This window comes from Amycolatopsis sp. NBC_00345 (assembly GCF_036116635.1).
Lineage (GTDB): Bacteria > Actinomycetota > Actinomycetes > Mycobacteriales > Pseudonocardiaceae > Amycolatopsis.
The window spans coordinates 5,692,464-5,709,050 of sequence record NZ_CP107995.1 but is presented as its reverse complement, the minus strand read 5'-3'; the positions used below and the strand labels follow the sequence as shown (position 1 = coordinate 5,709,050).

Annotated in this window: 12 protein-coding genes; 10 read left to right on the top strand and 2 right to left on the bottom strand. The window is 70.6% G+C overall.

All coding sequences use genetic code 11. The features are described from left to right. Positions 1-3 precede the first annotated feature (3 nt). From OG943_RS25425 to OG943_RS25400, 6 genes are all read left to right on the top strand, one after another. Positions 4-525, top strand: coding sequence for a cupin domain-containing protein (locus OG943_RS25425; RefSeq protein ID WP_328603425.1), 522 nt, complete (start codon positions 4-6; stop codon positions 523-525). Continuing rightward, positions 522-1,448, top strand: a complete 927-nt coding sequence (locus OG943_RS25420) for an alpha/beta fold hydrolase (protein ID WP_328603424.1) — start codon at positions 522-524, stop codon at positions 1,446-1,448. Before OG943_RS25425 ends, OG943_RS25420 begins: the two co-directional genes overlap by 4 nt. Continuing rightward, entirely contained in the window at positions 1,448-2,383 is a 936-nt protein-coding gene (locus OG943_RS25415) for a 2,3-dihydroxyphenylpropionate 1,2-dioxygenase (RefSeq protein WP_328603423.1), read from the top strand. Before OG943_RS25420 ends, OG943_RS25415 begins: the two co-directional genes overlap by 1 nt. A gap of 114 nt (positions 2,384-2,497) precedes the next feature. After that, positions 2,498-3,802 carry an alpha/beta fold hydrolase gene (locus OG943_RS25410; protein ID WP_328603422.1) on the top strand — a complete coding sequence of 435 codons (1,305 nt, stop codon included), beginning with the start codon at positions 2,498-2,500 and terminating at the stop codon, positions 3,800-3,802. Between the two features lie 14 nt (positions 3,803-3,816). Beyond that, positions 3,817-5,232: an MDR family MFS transporter gene (locus OG943_RS25405; RefSeq protein ID WP_328603421.1), complete on the top strand. Its 1,416-nt coding sequence runs from the start codon at positions 3,817-3,819 to the stop codon at positions 5,230-5,232. Positions 5,233-5,549: 317 nt separating this feature from the next. Further along, positions 5,550-8,957: a ricin-type beta-trefoil lectin domain protein gene (locus tag OG943_RS25400; protein WP_328603420.1), complete on the top strand. Its 3,408-nt coding sequence runs from the start codon at positions 5,550-5,552 to the stop codon at positions 8,955-8,957. Positions 8,958-8,991: 34 nt separating this feature from the next. Here the strand turns inward: OG943_RS25400 and OG943_RS25395 are convergent, their stop codons facing one another. After that, positions 8,992-9,969: an NADP-dependent oxidoreductase gene (locus OG943_RS25395; protein WP_328603419.1), complete on the bottom strand. Its 978-nt coding sequence runs from the start codon at positions 9,967-9,969 to the stop codon at positions 8,992-8,994. A 90-nt stretch (positions 9,970-10,059) separates the two neighbouring features. On the opposite strand from OG943_RS25395, the gene OG943_RS25390 reads away from it, so the two are divergent. The 4 genes from OG943_RS25390 (at position 10,060) to OG943_RS25375 (ending at position 15,517) form a co-directional block, all read left to right on the top strand. Next, complete coding sequence (locus tag OG943_RS25390) at positions 10,060-10,641, top strand: TetR/AcrR family transcriptional regulator (RefSeq protein ID WP_328603418.1); 582 nt, start codon at positions 10,060-10,062, stop codon at positions 10,639-10,641. A gap of 142 nt (positions 10,642-10,783) precedes the next feature. Then, the gene (locus OG943_RS25385; RefSeq protein WP_328603417.1) at positions 10,784-12,412 is read left to right on the top strand and encodes a GMC family oxidoreductase; all 1,629 of its coding nucleotides are present in this window, start codon (positions 10,784-10,786) and stop codon (positions 12,410-12,412) included. Between the two features lie 7 nt (positions 12,413-12,419). Beyond that, positions 12,420-13,994 carry a succinic semialdehyde dehydrogenase gene (locus OG943_RS25380; RefSeq protein ID WP_328603416.1) on the top strand — a complete coding sequence of 525 codons (1,575 nt, stop codon included), beginning with the start codon at positions 12,420-12,422 and terminating at the stop codon, positions 13,992-13,994. A gap of 176 nt (positions 13,995-14,170) precedes the next feature. After that, a complete protein-coding gene (locus OG943_RS25375) occupies positions 14,171-15,517 on the top strand; it encodes a DUF2079 domain-containing protein (protein WP_328603415.1) in 1,347 nt (448 codons plus the stop codon). Between the two features lies 1 nt (position 15,518). Here OG943_RS25375 and OG943_RS25370 read toward each other — a convergent pair whose 3' ends face one another. Next, positions 15,519-16,478: an SGNH/GDSL hydrolase family protein gene (locus OG943_RS25370; protein WP_328603414.1), complete on the bottom strand. Its 960-nt coding sequence runs from the start codon at positions 16,476-16,478 to the stop codon at positions 15,519-15,521. Positions 16,479-16,587 lie beyond the last annotated feature (109 nt).

Below are 16,587 nucleotides of genomic sequence, written 5' to 3'. Positions count from 1 at the left end.
CAGATGAGCACTTCGGGATCCGGCTTCGTGATGGCCGACTTCCTCGCCGGCCTCGCGCACGTGGTGCGGCCGGGGAGCCAGCGCCCGCTTGTCGTGCACGACGACGAACTCGAGCCGATCCCGGCGGGCGCGGTGCCGAACCCGACGACGCTGCGGATCGCCGGCACCCTGCCGACCACGACGTTCGAGCTGTTCCGGCAGGTCATCCCGGCGGGCGAGAGTTCGGACATGCAACGGCACCACCACGAGACCGTGCACTTCGTGATCACCGGCGAAGGCCACAGCGAGATCGAGCGCGGCGGGGACCAGGACGGGGCTGAGATCGTCGGCTGGACGACCGGGTCGTTCGTCTACACCCCGCCGTGGACCTGGCACCGCCACTTCAACGACTCGGCCGAGCACCCGGTCGAGTTCCTGACCATCGAGAACTCGCGGCTGCTCGGCCTGTTCGGGCTGACCCGCCGGGAGAGCGCGGGACTCGCGACCCTCGACGAGGCCCGCGCCGGCCACCAGGAGGAAAAGTGACCACCACGGACCAGGCGCCCGCCGCCACGGCGGGCCCGCCGATCCCCGAGCACGCCGGGATCTGGGGTGAGCTGGGCGAACTCGAGCACACGCTGCGTTACGTCGATGTGCCGGTGGACGGACGGCCGGTGCGCACCCGGGTACTGCAGGCGGGCACCGGGCCCGAACTCGTGCTCCTGCACGGGACCGGCGGGCACCTCGAGGCGTACGCGCGCGATTTCGCCGGGCTCGCCCGGGATTTCCACGTCACGGCCTACGACATGGTCGGCCACGGCTGGTCCGATCTGCCGGACCGGCCTTACACGATCGACGTGCTCTCCGGCCATCTCGTGGCGCTGCTCGACGTCCTCGGCATCAACCGGGCCCACCTCTCCGGCGAGTCGCTCGGCGGGTGGGTGGTCGCGTGGACCGCCGCGCACCACCCCGGCCGCGTCGACCGGCTGGTGCTCAACACCCCGGGCAACATCGCGAACAAGCCGGAAGTCATGGCGCGGATGCGCGACAGCACGATGGCCGCGGTGCGGGACCCGAGCGACGCCACGGTCCGGCGTCGTGTGGAGTTCCTCTTCCACCACAAGGAGATGGTCACCGACGAGCTGGTGAACCTGCGCCGCCGGATCTACTCCCGGCCCGGGTTCGTCCGCGCGATCTCCAACACGCTGGTGCTGCAGGATCCCGAGGTGCGCAAGGACTTCGCGTGGGACCCGTCCTGGGTTTCGCGGGTGGCCGCGCCGACGCTGCTGCTGTGGACGAGCCACGACCCCACCGGCGGGCTCGACGAAGCCGAACTGCTGCTCGGCTGGCTGCCCGACGCGCGGCTGCACGTCATCGACGACGCGGGCCACTGGCCGCAGTGGGAGAAGGCCGGGGAATTCCTCGACGTCCACCGCACCTGGCTGCTGTCCGGGAAGGACCCGTCCTGATGGCCGAGATCGCCGGTTTCGTCGGCATGTCCCACAGCCCGTTCGCGACCCTGCTGCCGCCCGAGGACGGCGACGGGCCGGGGGCGAAGTTCCTCCAGGACGCGGAACGGGTCCGCCGCGCGGTCGAGGTGCTCGCGCCCGACGCGATCGTCGTGATCGGGCCGGACCACTTCCACGGCAACTTCTACGACGTGATGCCCCCGTTCGTGCTGGGCGTGGAGAAGGCCGTCGGGTTCGGCGACTACGGCAGCACGGAAGGGCCCTTGCCGGTGGCGAGCTCGCTCGCCTGGTCCGTCCACAACGGACTGTCCGACGCCGGGTTCGACCCTTCGCTGTCCTACTCGCTCACCGTCGACCACGGTGTTGTGCAGGGCTACGAGATGATCACCGGCGGGACGGCGTTGCCGATGGTGCCTCTGGTGGTCAATACCGCGGCACCGCCGCTGCCGTCGTTGCCGCGGTGTGTCGCGTTAGGACACGCGCTGGGCGCGGCATTGCGGTCGGCGGAGTTCCCCGGCCGGGTGCTGATCGCGGCGAGCGGCGGGCTCTCGCACTGGCTGCCGTCGAACGACCCGCGCGACCCGGCGGTGGCGGGGGAACGCCGCGAGTCGCTGATCCACGGCCGGGCGGACGTCCACGCGTTCGCGGCGGCCCGGGAGCCGCGGGTGCGCGCGATGGGCGGCGACCCGGGCGCGCGGGTGAACGCCGCGTGGGACGGCTGGTTCCTCGACCGGCTCGCCGCGGACGACGCGGCGGCGGTGGCCCTGCTCGGCCACGACGGGCTCGAAGACCGGGCGGGCACCGGCGGCCACGAGGTCCGCTGCTGGCTGATCGGCCAGGTCGCGGCCGGGCTGCCGCTGGTGTGGACCAGCTACGAGCCGGTGCCGGAGTGGATCACGGGCATGGGGATCGGCACCACGTTCCCCGTCGGCTGAGGTGCTCGAACGACCGCCGACGAGAGTTTCCCGCTGTTATGAGAGTTGACTTGCATGAACCGAAGGTAAGGCCGTAGTCTCCTCATGTAAGTTGACTCTCATGAAGGAGTGGACGTGACGCGTATCGCGATCGTCGGACCGGAAGACGGCGAGATCACCCTGACCGGGCCGATCCAGCTGCGGATTCTCGAGGACGGCAGCACTACCGGCCATCGGCTGGGCCTGGGGGAGATCGTCGTGGCCCCCCACGTAGCCGGCCCGCCGCAGCATCGGCACGCCGCGCACGACGAGGGCTTCTACGTCGTACGGGGCACGGTCCGGTTCACGGTGGGGGAAGACTCCTACGACGCCGCGGCCGGCAGCCTGGTCATGGTGCCGCCGGGGGCGCCGCACACCTTCGCCAACCCAGGCGACGAGCCGGCGGTCATCCTGAACACCTTCACCCCGGACCTGTACGTCCAGTACTTCCGTGACCTGCGGGACTTCGCGGCCAAGGCGGGACGGCCGGCGAACGGCGAGGAGATCGCCGAAATCATGGGGCACTACCACACGGAGACCGCGACCACCTACGCCGACGACGACCCCGGGACGCCCGCCGAGCCGGAAATCAAGGACTGCCACCTCGACGACGACCTGGTGGTCCGGGTCGAGAGCCGGGGCAGCGGACGGCCGGTGCTGCTGGTCCACGGCGGCGCGGGCCCGGCCTCGGTCGCCGGCCTGGCCGCCGCGCTCGCCGCGCGCGGGGTCCGGGTGCTCACGCCGGTCGTCCCCGGGTTCGACGGGACGCCCGGTTCCGAGCGGGTGCACGACGTCGCGGACGTGGCCCGGGTGTTCCGGCGGCTGATCGAGGCGCTCGACCTGCGTGACGTGCTCGTGGCCGGCAACTCGGTGGGTGGCTGGATCGCGGCTCAGATGGGGGTCGACGAGCAGCAGGCCCGCGACGCCGCGCCCGAAGGCGTTCGCCGGGTCGGCGGGCTCGTGCTGCTGAACGCGGTCGGGATCGCCGTTGACGGGCACCCGATCACCGACCTCTCGGCGGAGCCGCCGAGCCGCCTGGCGGACCTCGTGTTCCACGACCCCGACCGCTTCCGGATGGACCCGGCCACCATGCCGCCGGGGCGTCTCGCCGCGATGAAGGACAACGCGGCGGCGCTGGACCGCTACGCCGGCAACCCGTACATGCACGACCCGCAGCTGCGTGCGCGGCTCGAATCCGTGCGGCTGCCGGTGCGGGTCGCCTGGGGTGAGAGCGACGGGATCGTTGATGTCGCCTACGGCCGTGCGTACGCGGCGTCGTTCGCGGGGGAACACGACGAGGGCGCGAAGTTCACCGTCATCCGCGAGGCGGGGCACCAGCCTCAGCTCGAGCAGCCGGACCGCACCGCCGACGTGGTGCTCGGTCTCGGCGTCACTCACTGAGGCGGGAGCGGGTCATGTCGATTCCTGTGCTCCAACACAAAACTGAGGCCGCCCCGCCGACGATGAGCCCGAAGCGGCTCCGTGTCGCGTTCGGTGTCCTGCTGCTCTCGATGTTGCTCGCGATGCTCGACAACACCGTCGTGGGCACCGCGATGCCCACGATCGTCGCCGAACTCGGCGGCCTCGACCACCTGTCGTGGGTCGTCACGGCCTACACCCTCACCACGGCGGCGTCCACGCCGATCTGGGGCAAGCTCGGTGATCTCTACGGGCGCAAACGCGTGCACCTCAGCGCGCTTGTCCTGTTCACCGCGGCTTCCATGGCCTGCGGGTTCGCGCAGGACATGACACAGCTGATCGCTTTCCGGGCGATCCAGGGGCTCGGCGGCGGCGGTCTCGCGGTCGGCGCGCTGTCGTTGATCGGGGTGCTCGTGCCGCCCCGCGAACGCGGCCGCTACCAAGGCATGACCGCCAGTGTGATGGCCGCCGGGCAGATCGGCGGGCCGTTGTTCGGCGGCCTGGTCACCTCATTGCTGGGCTGGCGCTGGAACTTCTACCTGAACCTTCCGCTCGGCCTGGTGGTCATCGCCGCCACCGCGATCGTCCTGGTGGTACCGCCGGTGCCCCACCGCAAGGTCCACCTGGACCTGCCCGGCGCGTTCCTGCTGGCGGCCGCGGTGACCAGCCTGCTGCTGCTGACGACCACGATCGGCCACGCGGGGCCGACGGGCTTGCTGGCCGCCGTCACGGTCGCCGCGCTGATCGCGTTCGTGCTGGTGGAGCGACGCAGCCGCGAGCCGATCCTGCCGCTGGGCCTGTTCGCCCAGCGCAACATCCTGACGACGACGGCGGTCATCTTCGTGGTCGGTGTCGTCAGCTTCGGCACGATCACCTTCGTCCCGCTGTTCCAGCAGAACGTGCAGGGCGCGACGGCGTCCGGCTCGGGAATCCTGTTGCTGCCCATGACCCTGGCCGTGGTCGTCGCCTCCCAGGTGGCCGGCCGGCTGAGCAGCCGGACCGGCCGGTACCGGATCTTCCCGATCGCCGGCACGCTCTGCCTGGCCGTCGGGTGCGGCGTGCTCGCCACCCAGCACGCGGGCACTTCGGTCTGGATCACCAGCGGCGCGCTGGTGCTGATCGGCTTCGGGCTCGGCCTCAGCACGCAGATGATGACCCTGATCGCGCAGAACACCGTGGCCGCCGGGGAAATCGGCGTCGCGACGGCGAACACCACCATGTTCCGGACCATCGGCGGAGCGCTCGGCACATCGGTGTTCGGGGCACTGCTGACCGCCGGCGGCACCGGCGCGCAGGGGCTCGTCACCGGGGTGTCGCGGATCTTCGTGGTCGCCGGTGTCCTGAGCCTGCTGGCGTTCGTGGCGGCGTGGGGAATCCGCGAAACCCCGCTCCGGGAAAAGAGCGCTTCATGAGGCGCCGATTTCGCCACGGAATAGCGGTATTGGCAGGACAAGAATTGTCGCCGAATGGTGGGCGGCATGCGCAAATCTGCCGGACGGCGACCGGGCTCCGTCAGGTTACAACGTTGTAAACCGCCGATCGCCCGCTCGCGGTGGCCGGGGTTGGTGCGTTCGGCGGATGCGATGTCCACCGGACAAGGGTCAGATTCGTAGTGTTCGCTCACCGTTGATTCACTTCGCCGAATCCAGTGGGGTGCCTTGTGTCGCGACACGTTTCGCTATTCCGCTCGTGGGGTCACGGGATCCTGGCCACCGTTGTCGTGGCGGCCGTGACGTTCGTCAGCACACCGGCGGCCCAGGCCGCGTCGAACGTGGTCACCGACGGCCACGCCCGGTTCGAGGTCCTGACCCCGACGTTGATCCGCATGGAGTACGCGGGTGACGACCAGTTCCAGGACGGCGCCACCTTCACCGCACTCACCCGGAACATGCCCGTGCCCGCGTTCACCACGGACGTCGCGAACGGCTTCCGCGAGATCCACACGGCCGGCGTGACCCTGCGCTACCAGCAGGACAGCGGCCCGTTCACCGCGGCCAACACCTCGGTCCAGCTCGCGGGCACGAACGTCACCGGGGCACCGGCTTTCCCGTCGTACTGCGCTTTCGGCACCGCCTGCCAGGCGGAGAACGGCCTGCTCGGCGGCACGGCCTCCACCGCGTACGACCATCAGGGCTACTCCGGTTCGGGTTTCCTCGCAGGGTTCACCTCCACCGGTTCGAGCCTGACGGAGCAGGTGTCCGCGATCCCGGCAACGGGCGCCTACCAGCTGGCGGTGCGGTTCGCCAACGCGGCCGGCGGTGACGGACAGACGACAACCAGGACCTTGGCGACCACTGTGGACGGTGCTCCCGGGCCCACGCTCACCTTGCCGCCCACCGGTTCCTGGGACACCTGGTCGACGGCCTCGGCCGCGATCAGCCTTGGCGCGGGCACCCACTCCGTGCGGATCGCCCAGGACGCGGGGGCCTCCGGCAACGTCAACCTCGACAGCGTCGCGGTGACGTCCACCGGCGCGGCTTTCCCGGGCGCGGACGAGACCCTGCTGCGCACCGGCTACGGCGCGGGCCCCAAGAACGTGCTCGGCGGCTGGGACCGGTCGCTGGACAACCCCGAGGCCGTGCCCACCCCCGAGCACCCGGGCATCCTGGACCGCGACGGCTGGTACCTGCTCGACGACACCAGGACCGCGCTGCTGAACGGCGACAAGTCGATCACCGACCGCCCCGCCCACGGCACCCAGCCGTATCAGGACGGCTATCTGTTCGGCTACGGCCAGAACTACAAGCAGGGCCTCGGCGACCTGAACGCGCTCAGCGGCGGCGCCGACCTGCTGCCCCAGTCCGCCTACGGAGTCTGGTACTCCCGGTACTTCGCCTACACCGCCGCCGATTACCAGAACTCCCTGCTGCCGACGTTCCGATCCACCTTCACGCCCATCGACTGGCTCGTGGTCGACACGGACTGGAAGGCGCCGTCCCAGTGGAACGGCTGGAACTGGAATCCCGCGCTGTTCCCCGATCCGCAGGCGTTCATGGACTGGACCAAGCAGCAGGGCCTGTCGGTGTCGATGAACATCCACCCGTCCATCGCGGGCGACGACCCGCGGTTCGCCACCGCCAACGCCCAGGCCGGCGGGCTCCTCAACAACGGCGGCAACACCTACAGCTGGGACTGGACGAATCCCGCGCACCTGAAGTCGTACCTCAACCTGAAGAATTCCTTTGAGCAGCAAGGAGTTCGTGAGTGGTGGCTGGACTACTGCACGGGCTGCGGCGCCTCGCGGGCCGGTGACCCCCACGTCGGGGCGGACAACTTCATCAACCAGGCGTACGCCGACGACGCCAGGGCCCGCGGCCTGCGCGGGTTCTCCTTCGCCCGGGCCGGCGGCGCCGAGCAGGGCGGCATCCACAGCTCCTACCCCGACGGCCCGTGGTCGGAACGGCGCAACACCCTGCAGTTCACCGGGGACACGCCGGCCACCTGGGACATGCTGGCCTTCGAGGCGCGGTTCACGCCGGACGAGGCCGCGGCCGGCCTGGTCAACGTCAGCCACGACATCGGCAGCTTCCACGGCGGGCACCTGCCCGACGACCTGTACGCGCGCTGGGTGCAGCTGGGCACGTTCCAGCCGGTCGACCGCCTGCACTCCGACCACGGGGACCGGCTGCCGTGGAACTACACCGGGGACGCCGCGGCGAGCGCCGAACGGTTCCTCCGGCTGCGCGAGTCGCTGGTGCCCTACACCTACACGCTGGCCCGGCAGGCGAATGCCACCGGCGTCCCGATCACCCAGCCGCTCTACCTGGACTACCCGGCCCAGAACGACGCCTACACCCACCCGCAGGAATACCTGTACGGCGACAACGTCCTGGTCGCGCCGATCACCTCGGCCGCCGGCTCGGTGAGCGCCTGGATCCCGCCGGGCACCTGGACCGACTACTTCACCGGCACGAGTTACACCGGACCCTCGACCGTGACGATCACGGCGCCGTTGACCAGCATGCCGGTGCTGGTGAAGTCCGGCGGAATCCTGCCCACCCGGACCGATTACGCGCAGAACCAGCAGCAGCCGCTGACCCAGCTCACGCTCAACGTTGCTGCGGGCGCCAACGGGAATTTCTCGCTGTACCAGGATTCCGGCGAAGGCACGGGCCCGTCCGCTACCACGCCCGTCACTTGGAACGACGCCGGCCGGACGCTCACGGTGGGGGCCACGGCCGGCACCTATCCGGGCGCCGCGACTGCTCGCGCCTACGCCCTGCGGCTGAGCAATACCGTTGCGCCGACCGCGGTTTCGGTGGACGGCGCCCAGCTGCCGGAGACGGCGTGGGCCTACAACCCCGACGCTCGCACGGTGACCGTGAACACGGCGAGCCTGCCGGTGGGCAGCGCGCACACCGTGACGCTGACGGGCAGCGCGGCGGGCAATCCGCAGTCGGGTGAAGTCCTGGGTTCGGGCGGCCAGTGCCTGGCCGTGCGTGGCGGGACCTCCACGGACAACCAGCCGATCGAACTGCAGGCCTGTGACCATTCCGCGGGCCAGCTCGTCACGCCGCCGACCGCCGGCGCGGTCCGGGTGCTCGGGAAGTGCCTGGACACGGCCAATGGCGGCACCGCCGCCGGCACCGCGGTCCAGCTCTACACCTGCAACACCACCGGCGCGCAGTCCTGGAAGCTGCAGGCGAACGGCACCCTGGTGAACCCGGCGTCCGGTCGCTGCCTGGATGTTCCCGCCGGTGGCACGGCCCAGCTCGCGGACTGCTCGGCCGCGGCCACCCAGTCCTGGCGATTCCCGCCGACGCAGATCAGCGGCCCGGGCGGGCAGTGCGCCGACGTGGCCGACGCCGACCCGGCCTCCGCCACGGCGGTGCAGCTGTACACGTGCAACTCCAGCGACGCCCAACGCTGGTCCGCCCCCGGCGACGGCACACTGCGGGCGCTGGGCAAATGCCTGGACGTGAACAACGGGAACACCGCCAACAACACCGCGGTGCAACTCTGGGACTGCAATACCTCCGGCGCCCAGTCCTGGGTCACGCAGGCGGACGGCTCACTGCTCAACCCCCAGTCCGGCCGCTGCCTCGACGATCCGAACAACGCGGGCACCCCGGGAGACCGGCTGCAGATCCACGACTGCAACCAGACGCCCGCCCAGCAGTTCCATCTGGGCACCTGACTGCCCCAGGGGCTCGTGAGTGTTTATGACGGTTCTAACCGTCATAAACACTCACGAGCCCTTCGATGACGACCTTGCCGTGCACGCGCCGGCTGGCCTGGAGTTCGGCCGCGGGGCGGATCTGCTCGATCGGGAAGCTCGCCGCGATGGGCACCCGGAGCCGGCCCGCCGCGACCAGGCGGGCGATCTCTTCCAGGGCGCCGAGCGGGGCGTTCGCGCCGTTGGCCGCCGGCACGCCGTCGAGTTGCGTGGCGATGGTGCAGATGCGGCCGTCCGGGAGGCCGAGTTCCCTTGCGGCGTGCACTGTCTCCGTCCCGTGCAGGTCGATGGCGGCGGTGACACCGCCGGGGGCGAGGGCCCGGACCCGGTCGGCCAGGCCGTCGCCGTAAGCGACCGGCTCGGCTCCGAGATCGCGCAGGAAGTCAGCGGATGTCGCCGATCCTGTCCCGATCACGCGCGCTCCGGCGATCCGGGCCAGCTGGACCGCGAACACCCCGACCCCGCCCGCCGCGCCGCCGATCAGCACGGTGTCGTCCGGGCCGGGGCCGACCACGGCGAGGGCGGCGGCCGCGGTGCGGCCCGCGATCGCGAGGGTGGCGGCGGTGCGGTCGTCGACGCCGTCGGGGGTCTGATGCGCCTCGTTCGCCGCGGTGCTCCCGGCGGCGTCGACCACCACGAAGTCGGCGACCGCGCGGGACAGGGCGCCGCCGAATACCCGGTCGCCGGGCGCGAAGCCGGTCACCCCGGCACCGACCTGGTCGACCGTTCCCGCGTAGTCGGTCCCGAACCCGGCCGGGAGGCTCAAGCCGAACCGGGCGGCGGTGTCCGCGTCGGCGGTCATGATCCAGTCCATCGGGTTCAGACCGGCCGCGGTGACCCGCACGCGGAGTTGTCCCGGGCCGGCCTGCGGAGCGGGAACCTCACGGACGTCCAGGACTTCGGGCCCGCCGAAGGAATCCAGCCGGACCGCCCGGCTCCGGCCCGTCGGCGGTTGATCGCTCTGGTGCTGCATGTACGCCTGTCTCCTTGGAACCGAGGGAAGATGAAACGGACTATGCTCCGTTTCATGACTGACCCTACCACAAACGGAGCGTGATCCGTTTTGACTGAGGCGGAGCTGCCCGCGCCACGGGCGGACGCGGCCCGTAACCGCGACCAGCTGCTCGCGGTGGCGACCCGCTTGTTCGCGTCGGCTGACGCCGAGCCGTCGTTGCGGGCGATCGCGCGCGAGGCCGGCGTCGGCATCGCCACGCTCTACCGGCACTTCCCGACCCGCGAGTCGCTGGTCGACGCGGTCTACCAGGACCAGGTCGCGCGACTGACGACCGGCGCCCGCGAGCTGGCCGGCCGGCTGCCCCCGGCCGCGGCGATGCGGCGCTGGATGGACCTGTTCGGGGACTGGATCGCGACCAAGAACGGCATGCTCGACACGCTGCTCACGATGATCGAGTCGGGCGAGATCGCCCATGCGCAAACGCGGGCCGAACTCCTGACGGCCATCACCACGATCCTCGACGCCGGCCACGCGGCGGGCGACCTCCGCTCCGACGTCCCCGCCGACGACATCGCCGCCGCCCTCATCGGCATCTTCACCGTGGCCCCCCGGCCCGAGCGCGAAGCCCAAGCCGGCCGCTTGCTGAACCTCCTGATGGACAGCCTCCGGCCCGCCGCCCGACCGGCCTGAGCCCGGCTCGGGCAAGGGCGGGCGCGAGGGGTTTCGTCGTCCGGCCGGGCGGTGGCCGTTGCGTAATCGGGTCCGTTCGCTATACCGTCGAGCAGAACTAGAACAGGTTTCAGTATCGGTGGCGGCGGACCGAGGAGCGAACATGGCGAAGAGGCCGGTGCGCGGCGACGAGGCGGACTACGTGGTCGTCGGGTCGGGCAGCTCGGGAGCGGCGATCGCGGGCCGCCTGGCTGAGGCCGGGGCCAGCGTAATCGTGCTCGAAGCCGGGAAGAGCGACGAGCAGCTGCTGGTCCGGAAGCCGGGCATGTCGGCGCCGATGCACGCGGTGCCCCAGCTCAAGCGGATGGTCGACTGGGGCTACTACTCCGTGCCACAGAAACACGTTCTCGATCGGCGGCTGCCGGTGCCGCGCGGCAAGGTCGTCGGCGGGTCCAGCTCGGTCAACGGCATGGTCTACGTCCGCGGCAACCGCGCCAACTACGACTCCTGGGCCGCCGAGGGCAACTCGGGTTGGGACGCCGACAGCGTCAACGCCGCGTACAAGCGGATGGAGGACTTCGAGGACGGCGAGAACGCCTTCCGCGGCACGGGCGGGCCGATCCGGATCACCCGCGCCAAGACCCCGCAGGAAGGCTCCCTGCAGTTCCTCGAAGCCACCTCCGACACGATCGGCTGCAAGATCCTCGACGACTACAACGCCGAGTCGCAAGAGGGTGTCAGCCGGATGCAGCAGAACGCCGCCGACGGCCTGCGTTACAGCGCCTCGCGCGGCTACGTGCACCACCTCGCGCCCCGGACGCTCGAACTGCAGACCCGGGTGCTGGCCAGGAAAGTGGTCATCGAAAACGGCCGCGCGACCGGCGTCGAGGTCGTCGACGCGAACGGCGGCACGCGTGTCGTCCGCGCCGGCAAGGAGGTCATCGTCTCCGCCGGGTTCGTCGGGTCCCCGCAGCTGCTCATGCTGTCGGGCATCGGCCACGCCGAACACCTCAAGGAGCACGGCATCGACGTCGTCGCGGACCTGCCGGTCGGCGACAACCTGCACGACCACATGTTCCACGCGCTGACGTTCCACGTCTCGTCCAGCCGGAACAAGGGCTCCGCCCCGTATTTCGCGCGCGGCCTGGCGAAGGAGCTGATCCGGCCCGGCAGCACCTTCATGGCGAACTCGGTCTTCGAAGCGGTCGCGTTCCTCCGGACCTCCCAGGCCGACGCGGTCCCGGACCTCCAGCTGCACCTGCTGCCGTGGGCGTACGTGTCGCCCAACCAGGACGCGCCGATCCGGCACGCCGTCGACAAACGCCCCGCGCTCACCGTGATGGCCACGCTGATCTACCCGAAGAGCCGCGGCACGGTACGGCTCGCCTCGGCCGACCCCACGACGGCACCGCTGATCGACTTCCAGTACCTGTCCGACCCAGCCGACCTCGAGGTGCTCGGCGAGGGCTCGGAAATGGTGCGCGAGATCTTCGCGTCGAAGGCGTTCAAGGGCGCGGTCAAGGAGGAGATCCATCCGGGCACCGGGCTGCGGGGCCAGGAACTGCGGGACGCGATCCTGAACCGGGCGACGTCGGTCTACCACGGCGTCGGCACCTGCCGGATGGGCGTCGACGAGCTGGCGGTCGTCGACCCCGGGCTCAAGGTCCGCGGGATCGACGGCCTGCGGGTCTGCGACGCCTCGATCATGCCGTCGATCACCGGCGGCAACACCAACGCTCCCGCCATCATGATCGGCGAGGTGGGCGCCCAGCTCGTCCTCGCCGGGAAGTGAGCCGGCCATGACCGTGACCCCGCTCGGGCTCACCCGCCCGGCCTCGACCGACGACGCGTTCCTGCGGCAGCTCGTCACCCGGGTGCCCGGTTCGTCCGGCGCGACCTGGCCGCTCACCGAGGTCTACACCGGCGACGTGCTGGTCGGGCTGCCGCAGTCGACCCCGGCCGACATCGAGCAGGCGTTCGCCGTCGCGCGGGCAGCGCAACGGAAGTGGGCCGCCACCCCGATCAAGAAGCGGCTGGCCGTGTTCAAGCGGGCGCACGCGCTCTTCGTGGACAACGCGCGGACCGTCGCCGACCTCATCCAGGTCGAGAGCGGCAAGAACCGGCGGATGGCGATCGAGGAGAGCTGCGATCCGCCGATGGTGATGAGCCACTACCTGCGCCGCGCCGCCAAACTGCTGGCGCCGGTGAAGCGCGGCGGGCCGGTGCCGCTGCTGACCACGTCGACCGAGATCCGGCCGCCCAAGGGGGTCGTCGGCATCATCGCGCCGTGGAACTTCCCGTTCGCCACCGGCATTTCCGACGCCATCCCGGCGTTGATGGCGGGCAACGCGGTCGTGCTGAAGCCGGACAACAAAACGGCGCTCTCACCGCTGTACGGCATCCGGATGCTGGAGGAGGCCGGCCTGCCCGAGGGCCTGTTCCAGGTGGTGTGCGGCGAGGGCCCGGACGTCGGGCCCACCCTCATCGACCACGCCGACTACGTGATGTTCACCGGCTCCACGGCCACCGGGAAGGTGATCGGCGAGCAGGCCGGCCGGAACCTGATCGGCTGCTGCCTGGAGCTCGGCGGCAAGAACCCGATGATCGTGCTGGACGACGCGAACCTGGCCGAAGCCGTGTCCGGCGCGGTCTTCGGCGCGTTCGGCAACACCGGGCAGATCTGCATGCACGTCGAGCGGATCTACCTGCCGGAATCCCGGTACGACGAGTTCAAGGACGCGTACGTGGCCAAGGCCCGGGCGCTCGACGTCCGGGCCGCGTACGACTTCGGCCCGGAGATGGGCTCGCTCGTGTCGCCTGACCACCTGCGCCGCGTCCAGTCGCATGTGGACGATGCCGTCGCCAAGGGCGCCACCGTGCTCTGCGGGGGCAAGCCGCGGCCGGACCTCGGCCCGGCGTTCTTCGAGCCGACGATCCTCGAAGGCGTCACGAAGGACATGCTCTGCGGCGTCACCGAAACCTTCGGCCCGGTGGTGGCGCTGTACAAGTACGGCACGGTCGACGACGCCGTCGCACTGGCCAACGACACCGACTACGGCCTCAACGCCTCGGTCTGGGGCCGCGATGTCGCCGCCGCCTGCGCCGTGGCCGCCCGCATCGAGTCCGGCAACGTCAACATCAACGACATCCTGGCCACCGCGTACGCCGCGAAGGGAACACCGTCCGGCGGAGTGAAGAACTCCGGCGTCGGCGCCCGCCACGGCGACCAGGGCCTGCTCAAGTACACCGACGTGCAGAACCTGGCGGTGCTGAAGAAGCAGGTCATGAGCCCTCGTCCCGGCCAGGCCTACGAAAAGTACGTCGAAGGCATGCTCTCGGGCCTGAAGATGATGCGCCGGCTGCGCATCCGGTAACCGGAGCCCGCGTCCTCCCGGGGGAGGACCCGCGTCGTCCCCGCGCATGATCAACCCCGTCCGGCAATCGGATGTTCTCGCGATCGCCGGACGGCAGCCTGTGGTTTCCAGTCACAGGCGAGGAGCGGGTCATGGCGTATTCCGGGATCGTGGAAACGGCGGAGCACCGTCCGCCAGTGTCTGTTTCGGACACTGCTGCGAGAAGGTTCACGCCTTACCTGCCCTATTTCCTGGCCGGCGGCGCGTTCGTGATCTACGCGGTGTGGTCGTTGTCCTTGCACAGCGCGTTCCAGAGCTCCGGGCAGGATCTGGGCCTGTTCGAACAGGCCGTCCGCGCCTACGCCGACGGGCACTGGCCGACCGCGGATCTCAAGGGCCCGGGCATTCCGCTGCTCGGTGACCATTTCTCCCCGGTGCTCGTCTTGCTGGCCCCGTTCTACCTGGTGTGGCCGTCCCCGGCCACGCTGCTGGTGGCGCAGGCCGCGCTGCTGGCGGTCTCGGTCATCCCGGTGAGCCGGAGTGCGATCCGCGTGCTCGGCCCGGGGCGGGGCGCCGCGATCGGCGTCGGCTACGTCCTTTCCACCGGCCTGCTGGAAACGATGACCCACGACTTCCACGAGATCTGTTTCGCGGTCCCGCTGCTGGCCTTCGCGGGAGAGCGGCTGCTGCGGCGGCAGTGGGGGTGGGCCGTCGGGTTCGCGGTGCCGCTGGTGCTGGTGAAGGAAGACCTGCCGATGACGCTGGCCGTGCTCGGCCTGTACCTCGTCTGGCAGGGACAGCGCCGGCTGGGCTGGGCGACGGCCGCGTTCGGCGTGCTCGCCACGGTGGTGATCGTCCGCGTGGTGCTGCCCGCGATCAACGGCAGCGGCGCGTATTCGTACGGGGACAAGTGGGGCGGGCTCGAGCCCTTCGCCGGGTTCCCGGTCAAGCTGGCGACCCTGGCCGTCCTGCTCGCGCCCACCGCGTTCGCCGCGCTCCGGTCACCGCTGGCGATCCTGCTCCTCCCCACCCTGGCCTGGCGGCTGCTGTCGGGATTCCACTACTACTGGAGCCCGGCGCTGTACTACGACGCGGTGCTGATCCCGATCGCGTTCCTGGCGGCGGTCGACGGCATCGGACGCGCACGCGCCGCCTGGCTCAGCCGGGTCGCCCCGATCTGCGCGGTGGTAGCGGCACTCTGCTCGACGACAGTGGTGCTGCTGCACGCGAACCAGCCCCGCTGGACCGCCGAGCAGCAGGCCGCCGCGACGCAGATCCTGGCCCAGGTTCCCGACGGCGCCACCATCGCCGCCGCGCCCCGGCTCGCCCCGCACCTGACCAGCCGCTGCCGCGTGCTGCTGTACCCCACCTATCCCGCCGGTGCCGAGCAACCGGAGTGGATCGTGACGAACCGGCCGGAGGGCACCTGGCCGCTTTCGGTGCCAGAGCAGGAAAAACGCCTCGCTGATCTCACCAGGACCGGCTACGACGTCGTGGCCGGGAACCCCGCCGCCGTCCTGCTGCACCGGCGTTCCGCCCAGTGAGTTACGACTTGGCCAGCTTCGTGCGTGATCCTGCTGCTGTGCTGGACCCGAGTGCTTTCTGGAGCGCGGGGACGACGCCCGCCATGCCGGCGGCGTTGGGGTGCAGCGGGGCGATGCCGTTGTCGATGACGGTGGGGATGACGCCTTCGATCCACTTCGTACCGATGCCCTGGCAGGCGTCGTGGCCGATGCTGGGCGTGCGGATGTCGACGTAGGTGGCGCCGTGCTTCGCGGACTGCTGGGCCATGCGGGTGTTGAGGCGGTCGATGTTGGCCTGGATGTAGTCGGCGTCCTGGGGCAGGACGGGGACGAACGGCCAGCAGCCACCGGGCTGGATGCCGGTGGGGTAGCCGACCATCAGGATCCGGGCCTTCGGCGCCCGCTTGCGGATCTGGTCGATGACCGTGCCGTAGGTGGGCGCGAAGGCGTCGATCTTGCGGGCGTACTGGTCGACCCCGCCGGCGGTGTTGGTGGCCTTGCACGACTTGCCGAGGACGGGGGCGTCGATCACACCGGTCTGCGGCAGCAGGTTGATGCACGATTCGGCGAGGCCGACCAGCCCGATGTCGTTGCCGCCGATCTGCACGGTGACCAGCGTGGTGTCGGTGGACAGCGCGTTGTACTGCGGCGCGGCGGTGCCGAAGACGTTGCCTGCCTGGGAGTTGGCGAAGTTCTCGGTGGTGGCGCTGCTGCAGGTGACGTCGCGCAGGGTGGCGACGTCGATCTTCTTCGCGAGCAGCCCCGCGTAGTTGCTGCTCGATCGGGCGCAGGTGAACAGGTCGCTCTGCGGCAGGATGAGCGGCCCGGCGGCGAAGGAGTCGCCCATCGCGACGTAGACCTGGCGCGCGGGGGCGGCGATCGCGGGGGTGCCGAGCCCGATCACGGCGAGGGCGGTGCCGGTGACCGCCGCGGCGCGGGCGAGCCTCCGACGGCGGGAACGGGGTCGGCTTGCCACGGTCACAGCTGCCTCCTACAGACACCATTGAATGTGAAGATCTCTCACTGCCGAGATGAGGATCCGCCGTGTGACGGCATGCGGACTACGCCGATCACGCGCGTTCCCGGGCCTC

Excerpts from the sequence above, each read along its gene's own strand:
- OG943_RS25425 (WP_328603425.1), top strand. The coding sequence starts at position 4 with ATGAGCACTTCGGGATCCGGCTTCGTGATGGCCGACTTCCTCGCCGGC.
- OG943_RS25415 (WP_328603423.1), top strand. The coding sequence starts at position 1,448 with ATGGCCGAGATCGCCGGTTTCGTCGGCATGTCCCACAGCCCGTTCGCG.
- OG943_RS25405 (WP_328603421.1), top strand. The coding sequence starts at position 3,817 with ATGTCGATTCCTGTGCTCCAACACAAAACTGAGGCCGCCCCGCCGACG.
- OG943_RS25395 (WP_328603419.1), bottom strand. The coding sequence starts at position 9,969 with ATGCAGCACCAGAGCGATCAACCGCCGACGGGCCGGAGCCGGGCGGTC.
- OG943_RS25385 (WP_328603417.1), top strand. The coding sequence starts at position 10,784 with ATGGCGAAGAGGCCGGTGCGCGGCGACGAGGCGGACTACGTGGTCGTC.
- OG943_RS25380 (WP_328603416.1), top strand. The coding sequence starts at position 12,420 with ATGACCGTGACCCCGCTCGGGCTCACCCGCCCGGCCTCGACCGACGAC.